This window comes from Paenibacillus sp. FSL R5-0923, assembly GCF_038009145.1.
Lineage (GTDB): Bacteria > Bacillota > Bacilli > Paenibacillales > Paenibacillaceae > Paenibacillus_AQ.
In genome coordinates, this window is record NZ_JBBPAT010000001.1 from 4,348,385 (window position 1) to 4,364,166 (window position 15,782).

Here is a 15,782-nt window from a genome sequence, read left to right on the forward strand (position 1 = left end):
TCCTTTAAAATGAATTAGATTTGGTTCCAAACCCGCTTGATGTATTCTAACCCAAGTCTTGTCCCCTTACGGCACTCTTCCATTCCCTCAAATTCTACAGAGATATATCCGTCGTAGCCACTTTCCTTAACGGTTCGAATGACACTCGGCATATCGATGTCTCCTTGACCAACGATGGCACCCCTCAACCAGTTCCCACCAGTAGACTGGAACCAGCCTTCGCCAGGCTGGCGATCCTGCGGACGAATATAGAAATCTTTGAAATGCACCATCGAAGCAAGCTTAATATTGTTAGTCACAGCAATAAGCGGATTCTCATCTGCGCACAGGAAGTTACCAATGTCGAGTGTTGTACGGAAGTTATCTCTTTCTACTGCGTGAACCAACGCCTGTACACGATCGCTGTGCTGAATAAAGTATCCATGATTCTCCACACTGGTCGTGATGCCCAAACCTGCGGCATAATCGGCAATTTCTCGACAGGCTTCAGCCAAATGTGGAAGCTCTTCCAAAAAGTGCGTAATTGATAGATCATTTGACGAGGCTACATCATGCCGCATCCGCTGAATGCCTAATGCCGCACAGACGTCTACTTCCCGCTTTACCCGCTCGACTTCCCGCTGTCTTTCCGCTGTCTCCAGCCCGGCAAAATTCGCCCCGATAGCATAATTAGACAACTCTAGTCCACGACCTGCTGCCGTTCGTACAATCTGATCAATTAGCTCAGGATTCTCAACCAAATTGATGCCCAAGGGTACAATCTCCGCATGCTCCGCGCCCAGATCGGCGATCGTCTCAATGACTCCTTCAAGCGTAAGCTCACCCGTTGAAAAAGCTGAATGCAAACTGTAGGTACTGATTCCTAGCTTCATAGTTTCACCTCTTCACCTTTGGCAGCGGATTCATAGATCGCGCCGAGAATCTTCATGATTGTAACGCCGTCCTGCACAGGACTAATCGGTGTAGAGCCGTTGCTGATGTTGTTCGCAAAGTGATTAATCTCATTTTGAAATGCACTGTTGAACTCAAACCCCTTATGATCAGTCTGCGGATAGGTATTGACGATCGTATCCGACAGTTCTTTGACGAGGACTATCTCAGGATCAATTTCAAACCCACCCTTGTCACCGTACAGGCGGACTGAGCGCTCGTCTTCTTTGGCATGCAGTGTAAAGCTTACATCAACCATCAGCGAAGCTCCATTCTCAAAACGAATTAGTGCATTTGCTAAATCTTCCACCGTATTGTTCGCTGCGTCGTAATCAGCGGCTTTATAGAAAGAAAGGTTCTTGATATTGGAACGATTGCCGAGCTTCCGGTAAGTATTGGCGCTTACTGATACTGGATTCGGACGGCCCATCAAATACCAGCATAGATCGATCACATGGACGCCGATATCAATCAATGGTCCGCCGCCGGAGCGTTCAATATCACTGAACCAGCCGCCGGGATTACCAAGTCTCCGGAACGTCGTTGCCTTCGCATAGTAGATTTCACCGAATTCTCCTTGTTCCACCAATGTCTGAAGTAGCTGGGCATTAGAGTCATAACGTCGTACAAAGCCTACTTGCAAAATTTTACCGCTCTTTTCCACTGCCTGCTGAACCTGAAGCGCTTCTTCAACCGTGCGGCAAAGGGGCTTTTCCACAAGTACATGTTTGCCTGCCTCAAGTGCCGCGATGCTAATCTCAGCATGAGAGTTGTTCCATGTGCAGATGCTGACTGCATCTATTTCGGAATTAGCCAGCAATTCACGATAATCCGTGTATACGTTCTCCACGTTATACTCAGCAGCAACAGCTCGTGCACGCTCTTCATTCAGGTCACAAACCGCATATATGATTGTCTGCGGATTATTCCGATAAGCACTTAAGTGCATGCTGGAGATAGAGCCGGTTCCTATTACGCCAATTTTGATCATATCCATAAATACTCTCTCCTTTATTTTGCATAGGTTATGATTCGTATTATAATGATTTCAACCCTAAACACCATGCAGAACCTTGCGGTTTCATTTGTACAATTGTGCTATAGGAGGTGCAGTCAATAAATGTTGGACTATGATAAACATCTACAGGAACCCATGGACATGCCGGATCCCGAGTTTCCGATTAAAGTACATACCCAGCGCTTCAACCAAGAAGGAGTTTTGTTGTTCCCACATCATTGGCATGAGCATCTTGAGTTTCTGTTTATTGAAAGCGGTGAGGCTGTTTTTGAATGCGGACGAACACCGATCAACGTACGGGCTGGTGATTTAGTTGCTGTAAACAGCAACGAGCTGCATTATGGGGTGAGCGCTTCTTCTGATTTATTGTATTATGCGATCATTGCAGATACTTCTTTGCTGCATAGTGCGGTAAGCGACGCTGCCGAGACCAAGTTCATCGCCCCGATTCAGCAGAACCAGCTGCTGTTACGTAATCATATCCGGGGAGATCAGCACATTACAGACTGTGCGCTGGCGATTATTCGGGAACTGGAACTTCGCGAATTCGGATATGAGCTGGCCGTGAAGTCCGAGCTATACCGCCTGCTAACGTTGCTATTGCGCAGACATATCGTCACCGTACTCTCACAGGCTGAGCAAGAAAGACGTATTCAAACCGTTGAACGCTTCGCACCTGTTTTGCGTTATATCGATACCCATTACCAGGAGCCCATTCAAGTTGACGAACTTGCGGCTCTAACAGGGCTAAGCCGCTTCCATTTCAGTCGTCTCTTCAAGGAATTAACTGGGCATACGATATCGGAATATATAAATGCTGTCCGTTTAGACCGTGCAGATTATTTGCTAAGGCATACCCAGTTAACGATTTCTGAAATCGCTACCACAACTGGCTTCAGTGATATCTACTATTTCAGCCGGACTTTCAAAAAACATAGAAAAGTACCCCCAAGCAGTGTGAGAGGGTTCTAGTTAGGGTGAACAAAGGAAGCAGTCTTGTACTTGCTATCGCTCCTTAATTTTAACATCAAAAAGGTCAGGAAAGGGTAATCCCCTCTACTGACCTTTTTTTATTTTATTAATTGCATAAAAGAAACTATCTTCCATCTTATGGGTATAATTAACATAACAAAAATATAGGAGGAGATTTCATTGAGAAAAATAATTAAACTGACTATATTAGCACTTTGCATAATGATTCTACCGGGAACAATGATTTATGCCGCATCGAACCAATCAGAAGTTTCATTATATTTCAATAATGTGGTACAAAAACAGGCAGCAGTAATATCCGAGGGGGACATTCTCTTACCTGTTGAACAGCTCTCTAAAAATTTGTTTGCTTTAATCGCTTTAGATGAAACAAGTAAAACGGTTCGAATCTACAAGCCAAATGTGAACATGGTATTGCTTGATAACAATGGAGAGATTTTCGGTAAGGTAAAAAGCCCTGCGCGGTTTGCCTTTTCAACCTTATTACAAGTAGATCATTTAAAAACAGAAATTTCAGATATAAAACTTACGATCACTGATCCCGCAGATAAAACAGAAACTATCGATAATCAACAAATTAAGAAGAGTGAAGAAAACTTTTGGTTCAAAACTAACGAATTTACTTATTCGTTTAATACAAAAGGCACCTATACTATTCAAGTATTTTTTAAAGACGTAAATTCAAAAACATGGTATCCTGTCTCTGAAATCGATGTATTCGGCATATGAGTTTCCGATAGTTGAATTCCCGTTTCCGTACTTCCTCACTTCTTATTATTCTTAATCACTTCATTAAAACGGTCAGGAAAGTTGGTATGTACCCCGTCTACCCCCCAAACCACAGCTTTGTCCATATTCACTTGATAATTCACTGTGTACGGAAATACCTTTAGACCCGAATTTTTCACCTGTGCGACATAGGAGGAATTTATTCTTTGAAAGTTAGGGCTAATACCAACTGCATAAGTTTTCACCCGATTGATAAAAGACTCTGGTACTTTGTAAACCGGAATATTATACCAAACAATTTGATAAAGCGGGATCTCTGGGTTAATCGAATGAAGCTTACGTAAACTCGCCTCACTAAATGAATGTACGGAAACATGATCAGACAGATTATATTTTTCAATTTGTTCGTTTAATATGGTTTCGATATTCGGATTCAAAGCAGGATCTTTAATCTCAATCATATAGTCCACTTCTTTTCCAAACCTTTCAAATACCTCTTCTAAAGTCGGAATACGTAATCCAGCATATTGATCCCTAGCAAACATGGGATATTGTTCGTTAAACCAAGAGCCAGCGTCTAATTTCGAAAGCTGCTCTAAAGTATAATTCTTAACATACCCCGTTCCATTTGTCGTACGATTAATAGTTTCATCGTGAATAACAACAGGAACACGATCCTTTGTTAACTGAATGTCTAACTCGATATAATCGGTATCCATATCAATGGCTAGTTCGAATGCAGGTATAGTATTCTCAGGAGCATATCCCGAAGCGCCACGGTGAGCAATGGTATAGACTTTGTCCGCAGGCTCGAGAATTTCCTTCACTTTAGTACGAATCCATGGAGAATAGGCATACATTGAGGTACACAATAAGATCAATAAAAATATGTGAATAAATATAAAGTACATTTTAGAATTTTGAATCCTTTGCATAAAACTTCCCTCTTCTTTTCAATAATTTATTGTTGTTTACTTGGTGCTGTTTTCTACATCATATCCAGTTAATTACCATCCATAATCCTATCAAATCTCCTCTTGATTTATAATTATGTAAAACCTGCGGATTATTCTAAGCTATATCGCAATGATGGCTGCAATAACCGCTTTAATGATATCACCTGGAAGAAAGATCACCACACTTGTTAATCTAGCCCAAATGGAAGTATTCGTAATCAATGCCATGATAGGCGCACCTATCAGATTAATCAACATTACACCAAAAATCAAATTTACGACAATCAGCTTCCAAGTTCTGACTTCCAGCGAATCATGCAGCATATACAAATTCTTTGATTTTCATGAAGAAACCCTTCATAGGAAAATTGAATGCATTGATTAGATTCATAAAGTTGGAAGAATCTCGAACTAAAAAAACACTGATCCAGATTAGGATCAGTGTTTTTTAGCTACACAATTTTAAACAGAATAGCTTTACTTGTTGATATGTTCATTGATTTGTTCAGCGATTTGTTCCAGTAATGCCTCTTTCCCTAATGCAAAGAATGCTTCATTGTAATTTTGTCTGCTTGTCATGTGATATATATTTTTCGATTTTACAGCTTTTAAGCTGCTCCAGACCTTACTTTGGTCTAGAACATTCCGGTCATTATCAGATAATAAAATGATGTGGTCTGGATTAAAAGTAGACAGTGCTTCTAGACTTGTTACTTTTCCTCCCCATGGGTCTGGTTCCGGTGTACCTGGCGCGATGAGTAATCCAAGATCATTAAAAATCATATCTGCAATACCTGTACGGGAATAGATCCGGATTTCTTTCTCTGTAGCTTCGATTACCGCAAACGTTTCTTCTTTAGTTATCTTTGTGATTTGATCATGCAGTTGTTGAGCACGTTGATCATAGGCCTTCAGCCACTCATCCATTTCTGTTTTCTTATCAAGTACCTCTGCAACAAAGGCAAACCGCTCTCTAAAAGCATTAAAGCCATAAGGAACCCTCACTGTTGGAGCAATCATATTTAGTTGATCATAGATTTTCTCTTGCGTAGGCCCTGCCAGTATCAAGTCAGGACTTGCTGCACTAATCGCTTCCAAGTTGACTTCCGTTTGAAACCATCCAACGGGCGTTACATTAGGCAGTTCTTTTTTTAGAATAGGTGTGATTTCCAGTGAATTAGCCATGTCTGTATTCCCGGTAATCACAGGTTTATATCCAAGCACTAAAAGTTCTTCAGTTGAGCCAGATACATCGGCAATTCTAACCGGGTTTACCGGTATTTCAACATCTCCCTTGGCGTCCTTAATGGTACGTGTTTCGGAGGAATTCGTAGCGACGGGTTCAGATTTTACCGCAGGTGGGGAGTTCTCCCCTTGAGCCTCCTGCCCTGAATTCCCACATCCGTACAACATCACCATCATAAATAAGGCGATTCCGACAAAAGAGATACGTTTTAAACTGAACATTTTTTCCAACCCTCTCCAATCTATTGATAATCATTCTCACTACTAGCAAGTCCGATCATACACTCTGCTGATAGGGCTGAACTACCGATAGAGGGATTGAATAACGGTTTGGCGGATATTTATTTGTTGTCTAACGTTTTTTTATTATTTCAGAAGGATTTATTCCATATTGCTTCCGAAACGCCTCCGCAAAATGACTAAAGTTGTTGTAACCTACCATCGTCGCTGTTTGACTAACACTACTCTCCCCGGAACGCATGATTTCCCATGCTTTTTCTAAACGTTTGTTCCGTAAATAGGCAAATACAGTCGTACCATACTCTTCCTTAAAACCAACTTTTAATTTGTATTCGTTAATACCCGCCAGCTTGGAAAGCTCTATGAGTGATGGAGGGTTTGCCATTTGCTCGAGTATGATTTCCCTGGCTCTCCGAATGCTTTCCCGGTCAGTGCGAGATAAATGCAAGCTACGTTTAGTATGACTCTGCTCAAAAAGAAAAGCGCCCAAATATGCGGAAAGGAGTTCTAATGCCTTACCCTCTGCGTATAACCTGCGCATTGAGGTATGATATGGGCAATCTCTCAATTGAACCAATATTCGGGAGGTTTCTGGAAGAATAGGCATACGGAACATACGAAATGATTGTGTATCTAACAGCCCGGATAAACTGCAAGTATGTAGAGATCCTTGCTCTACCATCCATGAATCGAACAGTGTTACCGGTACACCAATGGACAGTAAACGGATGGGTTCAGCACTGCGATAGTGAAATTCGGCTTGGAAATCTCGCATGAGCTGCAATGAACAACTGTCGGGCACCAACTCGTGACTATTGCCTGTTACCTGAACTTCTCCGCTGCCCTGTAGACAAAAGCTTAGCTCAATCATAGCTGCTTCGGATTGAACTCGGACTAAACGATCCTCAGTGAAACGGTAATCACTATCTACAATTTCGATCCCGGAAGATGTGATAACCCTATCGACGTATCCATGGTCACTAGGTTGTGAGAAATGCATTCGCTCTGTGGTGTCCCTTATAGCCGGAGTCTCAAACAATGCATTGAAATACCCGTTGTAGATGTTATGAATTGATTTTCTTGTCATTAATTCATACCCTCAGCAGATCTGTAGTATGCTGTAACCCCAATGTAGTGTTTTATCATGAGGAGATCACCTTTATTCATGTATTAAATGATAACGATTATCATTTGTATCATTATATTCGAGACATTAGCTAAACCGCAACGAACAGTTTATGAGGAGTGTTAGCGTATGATTCCAAATACAAACAACCCCTCATCCTAATGGATAAGGGGAAGTCGATTTCTGTTAATCAGCTTTTAACTTTCGTAGCATTATTCAGATCCGGATTCAGTTTATATTATCTCTTATCTCATCGCTTTAGCTAGCTCTGTGAAAATAACTCCAAGCGCGTAAGCTCCTGCATCCGGATAACCAATGCTTCGTTCACCTACCGTGCCTGCTCTTCCCATACGCGCGACGATATCGGAAGTCTTCCGGGCACCGAGAACCGCCGCCTCAGCAGCTTTGATAGCTGCCAGCTTTATATCTTCGCCTTGTTCTGCGCTTTGTGTCCAGGCATCCGCAAAAGGTACAAGCGCATCAATTAAAGTCTTGTCTCCAACGACAGCACCTCTCCCGAAAGACCTTTCGCCCGTATCTTGAATTCCTTTGACGACCGCTTGCATCATATTGGCAAATTCCTGAATGGATAACTCCTGCTTCTGCTGCGCAGTCTTGCTCGCAGCGCGGAATCCCGATCCCCAGATTGGCCCGGAAGCTCCTCCACAATGCTCCATAATGATCAATGAACAAGCATCAAGGAAGTCACCGATATCACTCTGATGATTAGCTAGAATATCTTCCCATTCTACTTTCAACTGCTTAAAGCCCTTGGCTACGCTCATCCCAAAATCACCATCTCCGGCGTGGGCGTCTAGCTCGCAGAACGGTACCTCATTCTCGATAATGACCTCACTCATTTGATCGATCAAAAATACGATATTTTGTAAGGAAAACTGGTTGTTCTTAATTACCGCTGCTTCAGCATCCGTATTATTCTTGAAGGATACCGTGCTGTCTGCTTTCTCTTCCTTGATGACTTCCGTATATTTCACAGGCTCAAATGAACCTTTAACCGACAATACCGGTGTATCACACGGAGCAGACAACCATTTCTTCAGCGTCTCATCCAGCTTCATAATCGACACTGATGCGCCAGCCATATCGATGCTGGTCATATAGTTACCGACAAATACTTTAAACACTTGCTTATTCTTCGCCGTCAATTCACGGATCACAGAATTATTCAACAAATAAAGCTCTTGCAGTGGTGTTCCACCAAATCCATTGATCAGAACAGCAACTTCTTGCTGCGACTCATCGTTCATTTGCAAGTTGCTCAGCAAGGACGTAACCATTCGCTGCGCCAGTTCATCCGCTGACACGGCTTTTTCTCTGCGAATTCCAGGTTCACCGTGAATTCCAACACCGTATTCCATCTCATCCTCTTCGATATGAAACGTCGGGGTTCCTTTGGCAGGAACGGTGCAAGATGTAAAGGCGAAGCCGATGGTGCGAACATGGTCAATCGCATGTTGCGCCGCTTCTTTTACTTCCGACAGGGACAGCCCTGCTTCTGCCGCAGCCCCGGCTACTTTATGAACGAGAACAGTTCCGGCCACCCCTCGTTTCCCTACGGTATAGAGACTGTCTTCAACGGCAATGTCATCGTCTACTTTGACATATTCCACTTGTATGCCATCTTCACTTGCGAGATGAGCCGCATTTTTAAAGTTCATGATGTCACCGCTGTAGTTCTTAATAATAAGCAGCGTTCCCTTTTTACTAGCAGAGCTACGGATCGCTTGGTAGACCTGAATCTGGGATGGAGAAGCAAACACATCGCCACACACGGCTGCATCCAGCATACCACTGCCTACGAACCCGGCATGGGCCGGTTCATGCCCACTTCCGCCACCGCTTATAAGTGTAACTTTATCGGTGTTGATCTCTTTTTTAGAAATCACTTTGAATTTATCGTTGAAATCCAGCTCAGGATGCGCTAAGACAAGTCCATTACACATTTCCCGGACTAGCGTTTCCGGCTTATTCATAATTTTCTTCATCTTAAAGCTCCTTACTTAATTTGTATTGACGGCCTAATTGGTCGGCAGCCATAATCGCCGATGCTACGGCTTCTTCTGTAATGGGGAACGGCATCGAATGAATCGATTCCTCAGCAATACAAGCTTTTTTAGCAACCTCAAGAAGTTCTTCGTAAGTTACTTGCTCCACTCCGATATCTGCTAAGCACACCGGAAGCCCAATAGACAGGCAGAAATCCAATACTTCTCTTAATTCGGTACGGTCTGCATTTTCAAGCACCATTTGAGCAATTGTACTGAAGGCTACCTTCTCACCATGATAATAATGATGTGTTCCTTCTAAAGCTGTTAAACCATTATGGATCGCATGAATCGCAGCCAATCCTCCACTTTCAAAGCCTAGTCCCGATAACAAAATATTCGTTTCGATGATATTCTCCAAGGCTGGGGTTACGATATTCAGATCGCAGGCCTGCTTCGCCTTGAACCCATTTTCAAGCAAAGTGTCATAACACAGTTTGGCAAGACCTAGTGCGGTTATTGTTCCTTTAGCTTCCCCACAAACACCCTCACGAACCCCGCAAGGCAATCCCGCATTCACATTGGAATAAGAATTTGCTGTAGCTCTTGCTTCGAAATAAGTGGAGAGTGCATCTCCCATCCCTGCAACAAGAAATCTTGTTGGTGCTTTGGCAATGACTGTTGTGTCGATCATGACTACACTTGGGCTTTGCTTGAAATAAGCATAATCATCAAACTCACCTTCTGGGGTATAGAGTACTGCGGAGTGGCTTGTTGGTGCATCAGTGGCTGCTATCGTTGGAACGATAATCAACGCTTCTCCTTCTGCTACGCATTTTGCCGTATCAATCGCCTTACCTCCACCCAAACCAATCGTACATGCACATCGATGTTCCTTAGCCAGAGCCTGTAATCTTGCGACTTCTTGTCTTGAGCATTCCCCATGGAAGCCACTTTCAACAAGCGTTATATTAAATTTCTGTTTAGTTGACTCCAATTTATCTTTCACACGTGTAACATCATCTGGATGTGCAATGAGCAGTGCGGAATCACCGAATGTTTTTACAAAATAGCCTAAATTCAAAAGTTCATTCTCACCTTGCACATATTTCGTCGGACTGATAAACGCTCTTCTCATTTTCATTCCTCCTAGGTTGTATATAGTTATTATTATAGATTGCTCTATTTCGGTATGCATGAAACAATAAGATCAGAATAAAGCGTTTTCTTATCGAGTTTTTTTGTCTTCTTATTAAGGAATAGTATTATCTTGTCCTTTTGAGCAAAAATTCGCTATAATGTTCAATATGTTTCTATAACTTACCTAGGAGAATATCGTGATGTCCAAATCTCGATTTAATTTAGAAGAAATAATTGATTTGAAGAAATGGGAGAAACTGCAGGATTCTTTATCACTCGTGACTAAAATGGCGATTCTTACCGTAGATTATAAAGGCGTTCCCGTGACTAAGCACAGCTTCTGTCAGCCTTTCTGCCAAGGCGTTCGCCAAGATTCTAATCTCTCTCCTTATTGTCAAAAATGTGATGCTCGTGCCGGCATTGAGGCTGTACGCCAGAACAAGCCTTATATTTATTTATGCCATTTCAATATTATCGATATCGCGATTCCAATTATTATTGACGATCAATATTTGGGTGCAATTATGGCTGGACAGCTTAAGCTTCGTGAACCTGATGTGTCACAGCTGGAGCAGATAGTATCTAGGCCACCTAATGTTGAGTCGAACATGAAGTTTCAAGCGCTTAAAGAGGATTACGAAGCACTTCCTGTCCTATCCTACGATGAAGTAACCAAGTGCGTGGACCTACTTCTACAGTTAAGTACTTACATCGTGGAAGAAGCCATTCAAAAGCGTACCACCGTTGATTTGTACAAAAGAGTACTGACCACAGATATCGATATATCTACTTCAGCAGAATCTTTCGAGGAGACAGACCTTACTTATCGCAAAATTCAGTCTCTGCAGCAAGAGTTGTCAGGAGCGCTTATTGAGACCAAATTGAAAAATGGAGCACAAAAGTTGGTCTCTTCAAATGCAGTGCTTCAGCCTGCGTTCGATTACATCTATGCGCACAAAAATGAAAATTTCAGCCTAAAAGAAATGGCCAAGCTTTGTCATATCAGCCCCAGTTATTTCAGTCGCATATTTACAAAAGAAACAGGCGAGAACTTCTCCCTCTTCGTTGCCAGGCTCAAAATTGAATGGGCCAAGCAGTTGCTGGAAACCACAGACGCACCTATTAATCAAGTGAGCGATGATTTAGGATTTTGTGATACTGGTTATTTTATTAAAACATTCAAACGGTTCGAGAATCTCACTCCAGCTGTATACCGGAATATGTATATGAGTTGATCAGTTATGATTTCTAGCATCCTCCAGCCACTGCTGCATTAAGGGGAAATCTGTGATTTCGCCTAATATAGCCTCTTTGATCTTTCCCTCTCCGTTTATAATAAACGTGGCAGGAAGCGCACTAACTCCGAACGAAGTAGATATTTTTCCGGTAACATCGATGACAACTGGAAAAGAAAAACTGTGATCCTTAAGATATTCTGATACTGTCCCTTTAGACTCACCAACATTAATAAACAAGGTTTCAATTTGAGAACTAGTGGATTTGTGAATGTCCTTCAGAAGGGGCATTTCACGCACACATGACGTGCACCAGGAAGCCCAAAAGTTAAGCACCACAATCTGTCCCTGAAAATCGCTTAGTCGAACCTTTTTACCTTCTATAGTAGTAGCTTCAAATTCGGGAGCGATAGAGCCCACTGCAATCCTCTCAGATGAATCTCTTGTTACATTATGGCTAAATATCCATACAACAGTCGTGACAGCTGCGATGATCACCAGCAAAGCAATGATTCGACGCATGCTCATTTCAGACCCAGACTATGATTAAAGGCTGTATACAGAGAACCAAATTTCGCATGAAATTCTTTGGTCGGACCTGAACCAACATTTCTTCCATGACTTAAAAAGACAATCTGATCTGCGATCTTATCAGCGATTTCTAACTGGTGTGTGGAGAAAATAACAGTATGCCCTTCTTCCTTGATTCTTTGGAGTAGGTCTACAAATTCATTCATCCAGAAAGGGTCAAGACCGTTTGTGGGTTCGTCCATAATTAGCAACGAAGGTTTGGCCAGCAATGCCTGAGCAAATAAGATACGCTGACGCATTCCCTTTGAAAAGGTGTTGACCAGACGATTTCGTTTATCCTGTAGACCTACTAAGCCAAGGACTTCGTTTACTCTCGCTTTGCGATTGGGTACCCTACGGAGAGCGGCCCAAAAAGTCAGAGCTTCCTCTGCCGACAGCCCCTGATTGAATTGATAATCATCCGGCATATAACCAATTTGTTTCGAGAATTGTTTGCGTGATTTGTGCCAGTATAAACCTCCCACTGAGATTTCGCCCACCGAAGGCTGAAGAATACCCGCAACCATTCGCAAAACGGTACTTTTGCCAGCCCCGTTACCGCCACATAGTGCAAGTATGCTCCCAGTGGGGATTTGAAAGCTAATCTCTTCAACTATTGTTTGTTTTTTAATAACCTTAGAGATTCCTCTTACATTCACTAAGGGGTTATCCACGAGAGCGCCCCCTTTCCCATATCCAATATACAAACAGGATCGAGCTCAACATCCAGACTAGACAGACTCCCATAAACAACAAACTACCCTTCGAACCATTTATCCATTCTACCCATTGGTAATATTCAGGTCCCAGCACTGAACCTCCGCCCAGCTTAATTACAACGAATAACCGAACAAGCTCTGCTGGGTTGAGTATTGTGAATACGACCAGCAAGGGCTTAATCCAGAGATAAGGCATTAAACCTAAAAAGGCGATCAAAAAGGTCGGCCACCCTATTACTGTGAAAAACCACACAGCAACAGAAACAGTCAGCGCCTGCCAGCGGTTTCTTGATAATGAACCGATAAACAAGGCGATGGTCAAGAATAGTAAAACAAGTCCTGCGGAAAACAACAAAAATAGAAAGTAAGTAGTAGAATCATAGGCCATGCCCAAGAATCCACTAATCATTCCCATTAAACCATAGCCGAAAGCCACAACCGTAAGTAATACGACAGCCAGCCCCACATACTTGCCAAGAATAAATGACAATGTTCCTATTGGATAAGTAGATAAAAGCTGCCAACTACCTTCTTCCTTTTCTGAGGTCAGTGAAAAAGAGCCTAGGAATAAGGTCATAAGCGGCAGCAGATACAAAATCAGACTTAGCATGGAACCTGTAACTGCGGTGTAGCCTTGAATCTCATTTTGTTTATTAATCAGCAGTAAGCCAAGACTAAACGCACAAAATAATGCCAAAAAAGAATAAGCCCATGGATTTCGAAACCCCATTTTAATCTCTCTGCGTGCGACTTGCAGGATATCAACCATTACATATCCATCTCTTTATCCGATGTCATACCTTCCATTTCCTCAGACTTATGCTCGTCCATATGACCTTCTCCGCCATTCATATCCATTTGCATCATATCCGTATTTTGTTTCCATTCATGCTTGGACAGATCACTTGCTGACAGAACGCTGCCAACACCTTGTTCCTTCACAAAAGCTTCGGCTGAAGCAGTGTCCTTGAAGCTGATAACTCCATAAGCCATAGGTGTGCGTAGTGTCTCATCATAGACAAAGCTTGCCTTACTGAATTCCACCCATTCTTTGTCGTTATAGTCACGGACATAATCCTTTCCGATGTTTTTGGTTCCATTCTTGTTCTTCCATTCATTCATACAACCAATATCATCAAACTTATAATTCTTCCCGTCTTTCGTTGTTAGCTGAGTAGCAAAGGCATCGTCCTTAACCTGCATATTGCAAATCGCGCAAATATCAACTTCTTCATTAATCGCCAAAGGTTCAAACTTTTTGGAACCACAAGCCGCTAGAATTAACAAACCCACCATCAACATCAGCATTAAACTCCATTTTTTCATAACCGTAATACCCCCATATATAGTATTGTGATCACAGAGAAAAACAAAAGTAGCCAACCGGCTACCATCACCGACCCTTGCCCCTCACTAACTTGTCCAACATCTGCATGAACTGAATCCAATTGCATAAGCGGCTCTGGATCGGTGGACCATTGTTCTTTATCATTTGTATACAGATCGCTTAAAAATGTCATGCCCGGTGATTGAAAAAAGAGCTGATAAGCAGCATTTTCTGTAACTAATTGCTGATAAAATGGATTAATAGCATATGGCAGATCACTTAAGCCATCACCCGATACATCCAGCCCTTCGAATGAATCCCAAAAATTTCTCGTCATCTTATTATTCTTAGAATCCGTTGCCTGTGCTTCAATCACATTGGCAATAAAAGCATTCTTCTGAAAGCGGTTTCCTTCAGAACCCTCAAATTGAATCCCAATATAATTTCGGAGCACCATATTATTCTGGAGAGTGTTGTCGGAGGATTGTTGCATATAGATTCCTACCCGATTTCCTTCCACGAGGTTATTTACAATCTGAGAGGTACGAACGTCAAAGAGCAGGATTCCTTGAGAATGAACATTCTGATTTTGTTTACGGAAAGAGTTTCCTGATACCATAACGTCGCTCACTCCCATCACCATCGCGCCAGTAATATTGTATTCTCCAATATTGTTCGTAACAGATGATCCATTGATATACATACAGTGAACACCGTATCGTAAATGATAGAGCCGATTGTGATCAACCTTTGTATTGCGACTCTTCTCTAAATAAATGCCATCTCGGAGATAAGAGATTTCATTCTCTCTGATATCTGAACCATGAGAGTTATAGAGATCGATGCCATTACCTCTTTTTCCCGAAGCAGCACCTTCAGGTATAAACCAACGGATTTTATTGTTTACTATAACTCCACTATCAGACTCACGTAGCATAATGCCAAAGCCAAATGTATGTATGACTAAATCTTTCAAAGTTACCTGATCGGCTTCCACCCGAATCGCTGCTGCTTCTCCCCCGTTATGCTGCTGTATATTAAGTCCTTGAAGCTTTACCCCATCAGCCTGAATCATAACTGCAACCTCAGCATCGGGAGATGAATTTAATAGTGTTGCCCTTCCTTCCCCGCTAATCGTCAGCCTTTTATCAATTTGAACCGGACCCAGGTAAGTACCTGGAGCTAAAGTAATCGAATCTCCGATTTGGGCCGCATTAATAATCGGCTGGAGTGGAATCGCTTTCGAAGTAGTATTTGCACTGGCACTCCCACTGTAGGTCGTGATTATTAAGAAAAGGCTGAATAACATCATTAGCATTACTCTGAGGTGACAGAAACTTTTGCGTATAACCATTGTTCACCCCCTATCAGTAATTCATTCTCTAATCTATCATTTGCCTAATTGTAAAGAAAAGGAAGTTGCATGCCTATAGCTCAATGTAGCTATCCCTATTAATAAGATGTGTCTAAATTGTGAGTTATGTCACATCGTTTACTATCCCAAATGTGTGTCCATATAATAAAAAACCGCGCATAGCGCGGTTTCAT

At 42.2% G+C, this 15,782-nt stretch carries 16 protein-coding genes; 3 read left to right on the forward strand and 13 right to left on the reverse strand.

What is annotated here, in order from left to right; genetic code table 11:
* Nucleotides 1-14 precede the first annotated feature (14 nt).
* Nucleotides 15-872: a sugar phosphate isomerase/epimerase family protein gene (locus MKX35_RS19395; protein ID WP_076299741.1), complete on the reverse strand. Its 858-nt coding sequence runs from the start codon at nt 870-872 to the stop codon at nt 15-17.
* Complete coding sequence (locus tag MKX35_RS19400; RefSeq protein ID WP_076299740.1) at nt 869-1,927, reverse strand: Gfo/Idh/MocA family protein; 1,059 nt, start codon at nt 1,925-1,927, stop codon at nt 869-871. Before MKX35_RS19400 ends, MKX35_RS19395 begins: the two co-directional genes overlap by 4 nt.
* A 123-nt stretch (nt 1,928-2,050) precedes the next feature.
* Between MKX35_RS19400 and MKX35_RS19405 the strand changes: the two genes are divergently transcribed.
* Together MKX35_RS19405 and MKX35_RS19410 are read left to right on the forward strand one after the other, a co-directional pair.
* Nucleotides 2,051-2,920, forward strand: coding sequence for a helix-turn-helix domain-containing protein (locus MKX35_RS19405; RefSeq protein WP_042188277.1), 870 nt, complete (start codon nt 2,051-2,053; stop codon nt 2,918-2,920).
* A gap of 180 nt (nt 2,921-3,100) precedes the next feature.
* On the forward strand, nt 3,101-3,670 hold the full coding sequence (locus MKX35_RS19410; protein ID WP_076299739.1) for a hypothetical protein: 570 nt from the start codon (nt 3,101-3,103) through the stop codon (nt 3,668-3,670).
* 35 nt (nt 3,671-3,705) lie between these two features.
* On the opposite strand, the gene MKX35_RS19415 is transcribed toward MKX35_RS19410, so the two are convergent.
* From MKX35_RS19415 to MKX35_RS19440, 6 genes are all read right to left on the reverse strand, one after another.
* Nucleotides 3,706-4,605 carry a glycerophosphodiester phosphodiesterase gene (locus MKX35_RS19415; RefSeq protein ID WP_081382910.1) on the reverse strand — a complete coding sequence of 300 codons (900 nt, stop codon included), beginning with the start codon at nt 4,603-4,605 and terminating at the stop codon, nt 3,706-3,708.
* A 141-nt stretch (nt 4,606-4,746) separates the two neighbouring features.
* Nucleotides 4,747-4,950, reverse strand: a complete 204-nt coding sequence (locus MKX35_RS19420) for a biotin transporter BioY (protein ID WP_076299738.1) — start codon at nt 4,948-4,950, stop codon at nt 4,747-4,749.
* Between the two features lie 153 nt (nt 4,951-5,103).
* Nucleotides 5,104-6,093, reverse strand: coding sequence for an ABC transporter substrate-binding protein (locus MKX35_RS19425; protein ID WP_076299737.1), 990 nt, complete (start codon nt 6,091-6,093; stop codon nt 5,104-5,106).
* Nucleotides 6,094-6,223: 130 nt separating this feature from the next.
* Nucleotides 6,224-7,198 (reverse strand): helix-turn-helix domain-containing protein, encoded by a 975-nt coding sequence (locus tag MKX35_RS19430; protein WP_076299736.1) that lies wholly within the window; start codon nt 7,196-7,198, stop codon nt 6,224-6,226.
* Between the two features lie 284 nt (nt 7,199-7,482).
* Entirely contained in the window at nt 7,483-9,243 is a 1,761-nt protein-coding gene (gene dhaK, locus MKX35_RS19435; RefSeq protein ID WP_076299735.1) for a dihydroxyacetone kinase subunit DhaK, read from the reverse strand.
* Nucleotide 9,244: 1 nt separating this feature from the next.
* Entirely contained in the window at nt 9,245-10,381 is a 1,137-nt protein-coding gene (locus MKX35_RS19440) for a glycerol dehydrogenase (RefSeq protein ID WP_076299734.1), read from the reverse strand.
* Between the two features lie 202 nt (nt 10,382-10,583).
* Between MKX35_RS19440 and MKX35_RS19445 the strand changes: the two genes are divergently transcribed.
* Nucleotides 10,584-11,618: a PocR ligand-binding domain-containing protein gene (locus tag MKX35_RS19445; RefSeq protein ID WP_076299733.1), complete on the forward strand. Its 1,035-nt coding sequence runs from the start codon at nt 10,584-10,586 to the stop codon at nt 11,616-11,618.
* Here the strand turns inward: MKX35_RS19445 and MKX35_RS19450 are convergent, their stop codons facing one another.
* Genes MKX35_RS19450 through MKX35_RS19470 form a run of 5 tightly spaced genes read right to left on the reverse strand, consistent with a single transcriptional unit; the run spans nt 11,619 to nt 15,588 of the window.
* Nucleotides 11,619-12,140 (reverse strand): redoxin domain-containing protein, encoded by a 522-nt coding sequence (locus MKX35_RS19450; protein ID WP_256716323.1) that lies wholly within the window; start codon nt 12,138-12,140, stop codon nt 11,619-11,621.
* 2 nt (nt 12,141-12,142) lie between these two features.
* Nucleotides 12,143-12,862 (reverse strand): ABC transporter ATP-binding protein, encoded by a 720-nt coding sequence (locus tag MKX35_RS19455; protein ID WP_076299731.1) that lies wholly within the window; start codon nt 12,860-12,862, stop codon nt 12,143-12,145.
* Nucleotides 12,855-13,676 (reverse strand): ABC transporter permease, encoded by an 822-nt coding sequence (locus MKX35_RS19460; RefSeq protein ID WP_076299730.1) that lies wholly within the window; start codon nt 13,674-13,676, stop codon nt 12,855-12,857. The genes MKX35_RS19455 and MKX35_RS19460 overlap by 8 nt, the downstream gene beginning before the upstream one ends.
* A complete protein-coding gene (locus tag MKX35_RS19465) occupies nt 13,676-14,233 on the reverse strand; it encodes a nitrous oxide reductase accessory protein NosL (protein ID WP_076286794.1) in 558 nt (185 codons plus the stop codon). Before MKX35_RS19465 ends, MKX35_RS19460 begins: the two co-directional genes overlap by 1 nt.
* Nucleotides 14,230-15,588: a right-handed parallel beta-helix repeat-containing protein gene (locus MKX35_RS19470; RefSeq protein ID WP_256716322.1), complete on the reverse strand. Its 1,359-nt coding sequence runs from the start codon at nt 15,586-15,588 to the stop codon at nt 14,230-14,232. The genes MKX35_RS19465 and MKX35_RS19470 overlap by 4 nt, the downstream gene beginning before the upstream one ends.
* Between the last annotated feature and the right edge of the window lie 194 nt (nt 15,589-15,782).

Coding starts and splice junctions, on each gene's coding strand:
- dhaK (WP_076299735.1), bottom strand. CDS start 9,243: ATGAAGAAAATTATGAATAAGCCGGAAACGCTAGTCCGGGAAATGTGT.
- MKX35_RS19445 (WP_076299733.1), top strand. CDS start 10,584: ATGTCCAAATCTCGATTTAATTTAGAAGAAATAATTGATTTGAAGAAA.
- MKX35_RS19425 (WP_076299737.1), bottom strand. CDS start 6,093: ATGTTCAGTTTAAAACGTATCTCTTTTGTCGGAATCGCCTTATTTATG.
- MKX35_RS19450 (WP_256716323.1), bottom strand. CDS start 12,140: ATGCGTCGAATCATTGCTTTGCTGGTGATCATCGCAGCTGTCACGACT.
- MKX35_RS19460 (WP_076299730.1), bottom strand. CDS start 13,676: ATGGTTGATATCCTGCAAGTCGCACGCAGAGAGATTAAAATGGGGTTT.
- MKX35_RS19470 (WP_256716322.1), bottom strand. CDS start 15,588: ATGGTTATACGCAAAAGTTTCTGTCACCTCAGAGTAATGCTAATGATG.
- MKX35_RS19400 (WP_076299740.1), bottom strand. CDS start 1,927: ATGGATATGATCAAAATTGGCGTAATAGGAACCGGCTCTATCTCCAGC.
- MKX35_RS19420 (WP_076299738.1), bottom strand. CDS start 4,950: ATGCTGCATGATTCGCTGGAAGTCAGAACTTGGAAGCTGATTGTCGTA.
- MKX35_RS19430 (WP_076299736.1), bottom strand. CDS start 7,198: ATGACAAGAAAATCAATTCATAACATCTACAACGGGTATTTCAATGCA.
- MKX35_RS19465 (WP_076286794.1), bottom strand. CDS start 14,233: ATGAAAAAATGGAGTTTAATGCTGATGTTGATGGTGGGTTTGTTAATT.
- MKX35_RS19440 (WP_076299734.1), bottom strand. CDS start 10,381: ATGAGAAGAGCGTTTATCAGTCCGACGAAATATGTGCAAGGTGAGAAT.
- MKX35_RS19405 (WP_042188277.1), top strand. CDS start 2,051: ATGTTGGACTATGATAAACATCTACAGGAACCCATGGACATGCCGGAT.
- MKX35_RS19395 (WP_076299741.1), bottom strand. CDS start 872: ATGAAGCTAGGAATCAGTACCTACAGTTTGCATTCAGCTTTTTCAACG.
- MKX35_RS19415 (WP_081382910.1), bottom strand. CDS start 4,605: ATGCAAAGGATTCAAAATTCTAAAATGTACTTTATATTTATTCACATA.